Source organism: Acidovorax sp., from assembly GCF_046339755.1.
Classification (GTDB): domain Bacteria; phylum Pseudomonadota; class Gammaproteobacteria; order Burkholderiales; family Burkholderiaceae_C; genus Acidovorax.
The window spans coordinates 1-8,794 of record NZ_JBKDTZ010000119.1 but is presented as its reverse complement, the minus strand read 5'-3'; the positions used below and the strand labels follow the sequence as shown (position 1 = coordinate 8,794).

Annotated in this window: 8 protein-coding genes and 2 pseudogenes; 6 read left to right on the top strand and 4 right to left on the bottom strand. The window is 68.5% G+C overall.

Translation table 11 applies throughout. From position 1 onward, the window contains the following. Positions 1 to 448 (top strand): annotated as a pseudogene (locus ACK59X_RS09355) (saccharopine dehydrogenase); the annotation flags it as partial. A 10-nt stretch (positions 449 to 458) separates the two neighbouring features. On the opposite strand, the gene ACK59X_RS09350 reads toward ACK59X_RS09355, so the two are convergent. Then, positions 459 to 977, bottom strand: a complete 519-nt coding sequence (locus ACK59X_RS09350) for an Lrp/AsnC family transcriptional regulator (protein ID WP_409956760.1) — start codon at positions 975 to 977, stop codon at positions 459 to 461. A 176-nt stretch (positions 978 to 1,153) separates the two neighbouring features. Here ACK59X_RS09350 and ACK59X_RS09345 point away from each other — a divergent pair, with 176 nt between their 5' ends. Further along, on the top strand, positions 1,154 to 2,170 hold the full coding sequence (locus ACK59X_RS09345; protein ID WP_409956758.1) for a 1-aminocyclopropane-1-carboxylate deaminase: 1,017 nt from the start codon (positions 1,154 to 1,156) through the stop codon (positions 2,168 to 2,170). 233 nt (positions 2,171 to 2,403) lie between these two features. Here the strand turns inward: ACK59X_RS09345 and ACK59X_RS09340 are convergent, their stop codons facing one another. From ACK59X_RS09340 to ACK59X_RS09330, 3 genes and pseudogenes are all read right to left on the bottom strand, one after another. Then, positions 2,404 to 2,934 (bottom strand): hypothetical protein, encoded by a 531-nt coding sequence (locus tag ACK59X_RS09340; RefSeq protein ID WP_409956756.1) that lies wholly within the window; start codon positions 2,932 to 2,934, stop codon positions 2,404 to 2,406. Then, positions 2,934 to 4,913 (bottom strand): annotated as a pseudogene (locus tag ACK59X_RS09335) (MFS transporter). Before ACK59X_RS09335 ends, ACK59X_RS09340 begins: the two are co-directional and overlap by 1 nt. Then, the gene (locus tag ACK59X_RS09330; protein ID WP_409956754.1) at positions 4,910 to 5,809 is read right to left on the bottom strand and encodes a hypothetical protein; all 900 of its coding nucleotides are present in this window, start codon (positions 5,807 to 5,809) and stop codon (positions 4,910 to 4,912) included. Before ACK59X_RS09330 ends, ACK59X_RS09335 begins: the two are co-directional and overlap by 4 nt. Before the next feature lie 118 nt (positions 5,810 to 5,927). On the opposite strand from ACK59X_RS09330, the gene ACK59X_RS09325 reads away from it, so the two are divergent. The 4 genes from ACK59X_RS09325 to ACK59X_RS09310 all read left to right on the top strand — a co-directional run. Next, positions 5,928 to 6,671, top strand: a complete 744-nt coding sequence (locus tag ACK59X_RS09325; protein WP_409956752.1) for a helix-turn-helix domain-containing protein — start codon at positions 5,928 to 5,930, stop codon at positions 6,669 to 6,671. A 107-nt stretch (positions 6,672 to 6,778) separates the two neighbouring features. Continuing rightward, complete coding sequence (locus tag ACK59X_RS09320; protein WP_409956750.1) at positions 6,779 to 7,609, top strand: TetR/AcrR family transcriptional regulator; 831 nt, start codon at positions 6,779 to 6,781, stop codon at positions 7,607 to 7,609. After that, positions 7,606 to 8,118, top strand: coding sequence for a DUF2867 domain-containing protein (locus ACK59X_RS09315; RefSeq protein WP_409956749.1), 513 nt, complete (start codon positions 7,606 to 7,608; stop codon positions 8,116 to 8,118). The genes ACK59X_RS09320 and ACK59X_RS09315 overlap by 4 nt, the downstream gene beginning before the upstream one ends. Beyond that, positions 8,115 to 8,794: AarF/UbiB family protein (locus ACK59X_RS09310; RefSeq protein WP_409956747.1), on the top strand; the 680-nt coding region annotated here is incomplete at its 3' end. The genes ACK59X_RS09315 and ACK59X_RS09310, both read left to right, overlap by 4 nt.

Genomic DNA, 8,794 nt, shown 5'->3' with positions numbered 1-8,794 from the left:
CAACACGCGCAACGTGCACCGCTCCAACTTTTTGCTGCAGCACGCCTATGGCACGGACTTCGTCTACGACGAGATGCTGGTCACCGGCCCGGGCGCCAAGGGGGAGGCCATCGCGAATGCGGTGGCGGGCGACAAGTCCATGGGCTCCAAGGAAGGCCCGAAACCCGGCGAAGGCCCGTCGCGCGAGGAGCGCGAGGCGGGGTCCTACGACGTGCTGTTCCTCGGCGAAGACAGCCAGGGCAACACCCTGCGCGTGGGCGTCACAGGCGACCGCGACCCGGGCTATGGCTCGACCAGCAAAATGATCGCCGAGTCGGCCGTCTGCCTGCTGCGGGAGGCCGCGGCCACCCCGGGCGGCATCTGGACCACCGCGCCCGCCATGGGCGAGCCGCTGATCACCCGGCTTCAGGAGAATGCAGGGCTGACGTTCGCGGTCGAGGCATCGTGACGACCTCCCCCTAAATCGCCAGCGGCAGCTCCGTGGTCGACAGCACGTTGCGCAGCACCATGAAGGAGCGCACCTGGCGCACGCCCGGCAGGTAGATCAGCTGCTCGGCATGCAGGCGGTTGAAGCTGTCGCTGTCGCGCGTGCGCACCAGGATGAAGTAGTCGAACTCGCCCGTGACCACGTGGCATTCCATGCAGCCCGAGATCTTCACGGCGGCCTTCTCAAAGGCAGCGAAGGACTCGGGCGTGGAGCGGTCGAGCACCACGCCGCTCATCACCAGCATGCCGGCCCCCACGGCCTTGGGGTTGAGCAGCGCCACCACCCCGTCGATGAGCCCCAGGCGCTTGAGCCGTTCCACCCGGCGCAGGCAGGCCGGCGGGCTCAGGTGCACCTTCTCGGCCAGGGCCACGTTGGACAGCGAGGCATCGCGCTGCAGCAGGCGCAGGATGGCCTTGTCGATGCGGTCCAGATCGTCCGTGACCGCGGCGCTGGCGGGCGCGCTCTTGCCGTGAACTTTTGTTGCGCACATGGCTTGTTTTTTGGAATCAATGGATTCGGATTGGCATTTTTACATACCAAACCTCCGAAATTCAATCCACATTCACAACCACGTTAGCCACGGCTTTTCCTACGATGGAGGCATTGCAGGCGAGGTGCCCCCTGCAAGCGATTCCCCCCCCCCTTCCATTGCCTACGAGAGCCGCCATGAACCTGCCGAAATTCGCCCGCCACCCGCTGACCTTCGGCCCCTCGCCGATCACGCCGTTGAACCGCCTGTCGGCCCACCTGGGCGGCAAGGTGCACCTGTACGCCAAGCGCGAGGACTGCAACAGCGGCCTGGCCTTCGGCGGCAACAAGACGCGCAAGCTCGAATACCTGATCCCCGAGGCGATCGCGGGCGGCTACGACACGCTGGTCTCCATCGGCGGCATCCAGTCCAACCAGACGCGCCAGGTGGCCGCCGTGGCCGCGCACCTGGGCATGAAGTGCGTGCTGGTGCAGGAGAACTGGGTCAACTACTCCGACGCGGTGTACGACCGCGTGGGCAACATCGAGATGTCGCGCATCATGGGTGCCGACGTGCGCCTGGATGCCGCAGGCTTCGACATCGGTATCCGCCCCAGTTGGGAACAGGCGATGGACGATGTGAAGAAGGCCGGCGGCAAGCCCTTCCCCATCCCCGCGGGCTGCTCGGAGCACCCCTACGGCGGCCTGGGCTTCGTGGGCTTTGCCGAGGAAGTGCGCCAGCAGGAAAAGGAGTTGGGCTTTGCGTTCGACTACATCGTTGTCTGCTCGGTCACGGGCAGCACACAGGCCGGCATGGTGGTGGGCTTCGCGGCCGACGGCCGGGCACGCAAGGTGATCGGCATCGACGCCTCGGCCAAGCCCGCGCAGACCCATGCACAGATCCTGCGCATCGCCCAGAACACGGCCCAGTTGGTGGAACTGGGCCAGGACATCACGGCCGAGGACGTGGTGCTGGACACGCGCTACGGCGGCCCCGAGTACGGCCTGCCCAGCGAGGGCACGCTCGAAGCCATCCGCCTGTGCGCACGCCAGGAGGGCATGCTCACCGACCCAGTGTACGAAGGCAAGTCCATGCACGGCATGATCGACATGGTGCGCAAGGGCGAATTCCCCGAAGGCTCCCGTGTCCTGTACGCGCACCTGGGAGGGGTGCCGGCGTTGAACGCCTACAGCTTTCTTTTTCGCAACGGCTGAGCGCAGCGAGACCGACGCACAGCGGCTGGCGCGGCTGGCGGGCCTCTCGGTGATCTGATCGTGTCAGTGACTCATGGCGCTGCGCGCCACCCGCGACGCATGAAACTGGCGTGGCCAAGGCCAGTGCCCCCGTGCAAGGGCCGCCCCGCCGCACTGGGGGTGTCCCCCTCCCGACTCGCGCAGCGAGGAGAGAGAGGGGGGAAGGCGCGAAGCGCCTCAGGGGGTGTTTCACTTCAAGCTCGCAGCCAGGCCAGCATGTGCGGGTAAGGCACCACGCCCAGGGCGGCGGCCTGCCCAGGCGATGCGGTGAGCCCCGCCGCGACGAGCCCTGGCAAACCCGGGTACACGCCCAGCTCGAAGGTGGTGCGCAGGCCCGCGGATTGGCCGTGGTAGCCACCGTCGTGGAACAGCACGGCGGACGGCAGCCGCAGGTGCTGCAGGGCTGCCCAGGCCCACACCGTGGCCTCGATCTCGCCCCCGTGCGGCACGGGGGGCAGTTCGGCCAGCGCATCGCCCATGCCGCCGCGCAGTGCGGCAGGCACCACGGCCAGGTGCCCCGCTTCGTGCAGCAGATCACCCGGCCAACGCAAGCGTTCCAGGTCCACCCGCAAACCACCCTGCACGATGCGCAGGCCGGGCAGGAAGCTGTCGGCAGGCACCGCGGCCTCGGTCACCGCCAGCCCGACTTCATGCAGGAAAGCCATGATGCGGCGCGCCAGCACGACCCGCTCCTGCATCTCCAGGTGGCTTTCGGTGCCCTGCATCAGGCGGCCAGCAGATCGGCCACGCGCGAGCGCAGGGATGCGGGCTGCACTTCGGAGGCTGGCACCGCCGGGCCCACGTTGAGCCCCACCCGGCTGTAGAAGCCGCGGCGGAAGGGCCGCACCATGGCACCGCCCTGTTCGATGCGGCTGAAGTACGAGCCCCAGAGATTGGTCAGCGCCATGGGGATCACGGGGGCGTGGATGCCCTCGTCGCGCGCGCGGTCGAGGATCTTCATGATGCCGCCCTTGAACTCCTGCAGCTGCCCATCCTTGGTGATGCCGCCTTCGGGAAAGATGGCCAGCAGGTCGCCCTCGCGCAGCACCTGGTTTGCGCGCTCGAAGGCGGCCTCGTAGGTGGCGGGGTCTTCCTTGTAGGGCGCAATCGGAATGGCCTTGGCCAGGCGGAACAGCCAGCCGAGCACGGGCACGCGGAAGATGCGGTGGTCCATCACGAAGTAGATGGGTCGCGGGCTGGCCGCCATGAGCAGCACGGCGTCGATGAAGCTCACGTGGTTGCAGGCCAGGATGGCCGCACCCGTGGTGGGCAGGTTCTCGTCGCCCTGCACCTTGAAACGGTAGACAAAGCGCGAAGAGACCCAGGCCACGAAGCGCAGCAGGTATTCGGGCACCAGCATGAAGATGTAGAACGCCACCACGGCGTTGGCCAGGCCGGTGAACAAGAAGATCTGCGGCACGGTGAAGCCTGCGCCCAGCAGGGCGCCGGCGATCAGCGAGCTGGCGATCATGAACAACGCGTTCAGGATGTTGTTGGCGGCGATGATGCGCGCGCGGTGCGTAGGCTGGCTGCGCATCTGGATCAGCGCGTACATGGGCACGCTGTACAGGCCGGCGAACAGGCTGAGCAGCGCCAGGTCGAGCATCACGCGCCAGTGCGGCGCCTGGGCCAGGAAGGCACCGAGGCCCATGATCTCCGCGGGCGGCAGGCTGCGCGCGGCGAAGTACAGGTCGATGGAGAACACGCTCATGCCGATGGCGCCCAGCGGCACCAGGCCGATCTCGACATGGCGGCGCGAAAGCACCTCGCACAGCAGCGAGCCGATGCCGATGCCCACCGAGAACACCACCAGCAGCAGCGAGGCCACCTGCTCGTTGCCGTGCAGCACCTCCTTGGCGAGGCTGGGGAACTGCGACAGGAACACCGCGCCGAAGAACCACATCCAGCTGATGCACAGCAGCGAGCGGAAGACCACGATGTTGACGTGCGCCAGCGTGAGGTTGCGCCAGGTCTCGGTGATGGGGTTCCAGTTGATCACCAGGCCCGGGTCGGTGGCCGGTGCCGAAGGAATGGCCTGGGCCACCAGGCGCCCGACCAGCGCCAGCGCCACGCAGGCAATCGCCACCGTGGTGTGGCCGATGCCCGGCAGGGCCACCAGCAGGCCGCCGGCCACGTTGCCCAGCAGGATGGCGACGAAGGTACCCATCTCCACCATGCCATTGCCGCCCGTGAGCTCCCGCTCGGTCAGCACCTGGGGGAGGTAGGCGAACTACACCGGCCCGAACAGCGTGGAGTGCATGCCCATGAGGAAGGTGCACAGGAGCAGGATGGGCACGTTGCCCGCCACGAAGCCCACGGCCGCCACCAGCATGATGGCGATCTCCAGGTTCTTCACGAAGCGGATCATCTTCGTCTTGTCGTACTTGTCGGTGAGCTGGCCCGAGGTGGCCGAGAACAGCAAAAACGGCAGGATGAACAGCGCACCGATCACCAGCCCGGCCATCGCTGGCGGCAGCCAGCCCACGCTGAGCTGGTAGGTCACCATCACCGTGAAGGCGAACTTGAACAGGTTGTCGTTGGCGGCGCCCGAGAACTGCGTCCAGAAGACGGGCGCGAAGCGGCGCTGGCGCAGCAGGGCGAATTGGTTGGGATCCTCGTGGCCGCCATGGCCTGCGTGGCTGCCCTGGGCGCCGGGGCTGCCGTGCAGGGGGCGTGCGCCCGCAGAAGGGGTCTCGGTGCTCATGCGTCTCTCCTCGTTGGCATCTTGGTTTGCAGGAACGGCATTTCGGGCGCGTTGATCGGCCTGCTTGCGGACCGATGCTGGGCGCCATTCTGCCCGGTTGTGGCGACAGGGCCATGGCCCGCGTTGCGTGGCAGCAGGCCCGCCAGGGCGGACAGCACCGGCAGCGCCGCTGCGGCGGCGGCCAGGTGCTTGAGGCTGTGGCCCGACACCCATTGGCCCGTGGCCTCTAGGACAGCATGGTCGGCCGCCTCGAACAGCTTGGCCACGCCATAGAAGGCGATCACCGCGCCCAGGTGCAAGGCCAGAGCGCCACCCCGTCGCGGCAGCATGGCCAGCGCCAGCACCACCAGCATTCCGCCCAGCTGTACCACGGCCCAGGGCAACACGTTGCCCGACAGCGCCCCCCACAGCACGGCCAGCGTGCCGCCCAGCAGCACGGCCCCCGCAGTGGCAATGCCGGCACGCTGGCTGACGCGGCCCGCCGCCGCCAGCCCGAGCAGGCCCGCGAACGGCAGCACCATGCCCAGCCGGTCCCACATCAGGCCGAAGTCGCTGGGGCGCCAATGGTAGAAGGCCGAGCCCGCTGCGGTGCAGACCAGGCCGGCGAAGAACAGGCCCGCCAAGGCGCGCGACACGCCATCCACGGCTCCCGACGGCAGCCGGGCCAGCCACGCCAGGCCCAGGGCCCCGGCCATGGCGAACGCAAGGTTGCTCAGCACGTCCAGGGCGCAGGGAATGCCCAGCAGCGTGCGCTGGTCGGCAAAGCCGTGCTGGTGGGCGCTGTCGTGCAGCACCGGGCCGAACACGGCCAGCGCCAGCAGCGCGCCGGCAGCGAGCAGCAGTGCGGCCTCCAGGCGTGACGGGCCCGTGGCGCGGGGAGGAATTGGCAGTGGCATGGTTCGGGTTCCGGGAGTGGTTGGTGGGGCGCAGTGTGGGAATGCCGAGGGCGAAATCGGTACCGAAATCTGTGCAAAGGGCTGCCAAATGCACCACAGGTACCGATAATCGATACCCATGAGCACCACCGCCGACCTCGTCACCGCCCTCAAGAAGGAACTCAAGACCGCGCAGATGACCTACGCCGACCTCGCGCAGCAGCTGGGCATGGCGGAGTCCAGCGTCAAGCGCATGCTGGCCAAGGGGGACATGCCGCTGTCGCGCATCGACGCGATCTGCCGCGCGCTGGCGCTGGACTTTGCCGACCTGGCACGCCGCGTGGCCGAGAGCCAGCACCTGCTCAAGGAGTTGACACAGGAGCAGGAAAAGGCCGTGGTGGCCGACAAGCGCCTGCTGCTGATGGCCATCTGCGTGCTCAGCCAGTGGACGCTGGAGCAGGTGACCAGCACCTACCGCCTCTCCGAGGCCGAGGGCAGCAAGGACCTGGCCCAGCTCGACCGCATCGGCATCATCGAGCTGCGCACGCTCGACGGCTACCGCCTCAAGCTGGCCAAGACCTTCCGCTGGCGCCCACACGGGCCTGTGATGAACTACTTCCGCGAGCACGCGCTGCTCGACTACTTCGCGGGCGGCTTTGACGGCGCGGGCGAAGGCGTGCTGCTGGTGCACGGCACCATCAGCCGCAGCCTGGCCCCGGCCTTCATGGAACGCATGCAGCGCGTGGCCCAGGACTTTGCCCAGCAGCATCTGGCGGACCAGAAGCTGCCGCCGCGCGAACTCGAGGGCTACACCCTGCTGCTGGCGCTGCGCAGCTGGGAGTTCGAGGCCTTCACCGGAATGCGACGCCAAGGCCTCTCCTGAACATGCGCTGGCGTCTCGGTATGCCAGGCGGCGCTGTGCCTGCTTGACGCTTTAAACAAAATTTACTATTCTTTAAATTACAAATTCATTGAATTTAAAGATAGCAAATGAAAACCACCCGCCAACAGCAGGATGCGACGCGCCGCCAGATCGTGGCCAGCGCAGTCGATCTGATGACGCGCCAGGGCTTCGACGGCACGACGATGAAGGACATCGCGCGCGCGGCGGGCATTGGCGACGCCACCATCTACAAGTACTTCCCCACCAAGGACCGCGTGGTGCTGGGCTTTGTGGACGAGGCCGTGCGCGGCGCGCTGGAAGACACCCTGGCCACGCCGGGCCTGGCGGACTATGGGCTGCAGGAAAAGCTGCAGCGCCTGGCCGATGCGCTGCTCGAACGCCTGCTGCCCGACCGCGAGTTCGTGGCCGAGGTGATGGCCCTGGCCAGGCGCTCGCCCCTGTCCATGTGGGCCGAGCCCCTGGCCTCGCGCCAGGCGCTGCGCGAGGCTGTGGCGGACTTCCTCACCGCGGCCGAGGACAGTGGCGAGATCGAGCCCTGCGACTTCAAGGGTGTGGCCAGCGGCCTGTTCGGCGACTACCTGGCCGGCGTGGTGGCCTACTGGCTGGCCGACACCTCGGACGAATTCGCAGAGACCACGCAACTGGTAGACCTGTCGCTTGGGGTGCTGGTTACCGCGCTGCGCGCGGGCCTGGTCAACCGCATGCTGCAGTTGGGCGGCTTCGTGCTGCGCAGCCAGATGGCGCGCTTCATGCAGCATGGCAGCGGGCTCATCGGCGTGCTGCGCATGGCCAAGGCCTCGCTGGGCGACGGCGCCGCGGCGGGCCGGCCGCGCAGGCCGCAGGCGCCCGAGCCCACCCCCGCCGAGCCGAAAGCCAAAGCCGCCCGCAAGCCCCGTACCCGCAAGGCCGCGCCATGAGCATGCGACGCACCATCCGCGCCACGCCACTGCCCACCGGCAGCGTGATCGAAGCCCGCCTGCCCGGCGCCCAGTTCGCCGACTGCTATGAAACCGCCGACCCTGCGCCCGGCCACAGCGCGCTGCAATCGTGGCTCGACGTGGTGGCCCGCACGCCGGGCTGGACGCGGGCGCTGATGGCGCTGCGCAACCGTCTGGTGCGCCTGGTCGGGCTCAAGGGCCTGGGCCAGTTGAACGATGGCACGCGGCGCGACGCCAGCCGCTACCGCGTGGGCGACCGGGTGGGCATCTTCGAGATCCGCCACCTGTCGGACCGCGAGGTGGTGATGGGCCAGGACGACAAGCACCTCGATGTGCAGGTCTCGCTGCACAAGCGCATGCAGGGTGGGCAGGCCGTGCTGGCCCTGGGCACGGTGGTGCACATCCACAACCCGCTGGGCCATGCCTATATGGCCGTGGTGGCACCATTCCACCGCCGCATCGTGCGGGCCATGCTGGCACGGGCATGACGCGCGGCACCAAGGCCCCGCGCACCGGCGCCCTGGCGCGCGGCACCATCACCGGTGTGGCGGCCGCGCGCCTGGGCCTGGCCCGCCTGGGCGAACGCATGCGTCCCAACGCCGCCGACGAGGCAGCCAAGGCCGATGCCCAGGCCCGCCACGAAGCGGCCATGGGCCGCATCCTGTTCCAGGCCATGGGGCAGCTGCGCGGCACCGCCCTCAAGGTCTCGCAGATCCTGAGCATGGACAGCAGCTTTCTGCCCGAGGGCGTGCGGCGCGAGTTGGCGCGCGCCTGCCACCAGGCCACGCCGCTCAACCGCGCGCTGGTGGGCCGGGTGTTCCGCCAGTCCTTCGGGCAAGAGCCCGAGGCCCTGTTCACCCGCTTCGAGCCCCAGGCCTTTGCCGCGGCCAGCCTGGGCCAGGTGCACCGCGCCGAACTGGCGGGGCATGGGGCCGTGGCGGTCAAGGTGCAGTACCCGGGCATTGCCGCCACCATCGCCTCGGACATGCGCCTCTTGCGCACCAGCCTGCGCGCCCTGGCGCACAGCGACCTGCCACTGCCCGGCGTTGTGGTGGTGGAGCGGGTGCTGGAGGCAATCGAGCGCTCGCTGCGTCACGAGGTGGACTACCTGAACGAAGCCCGCCAGCTGCAGTGGTTCGCCGAGCATGCGGCGCTGCCCGGCAT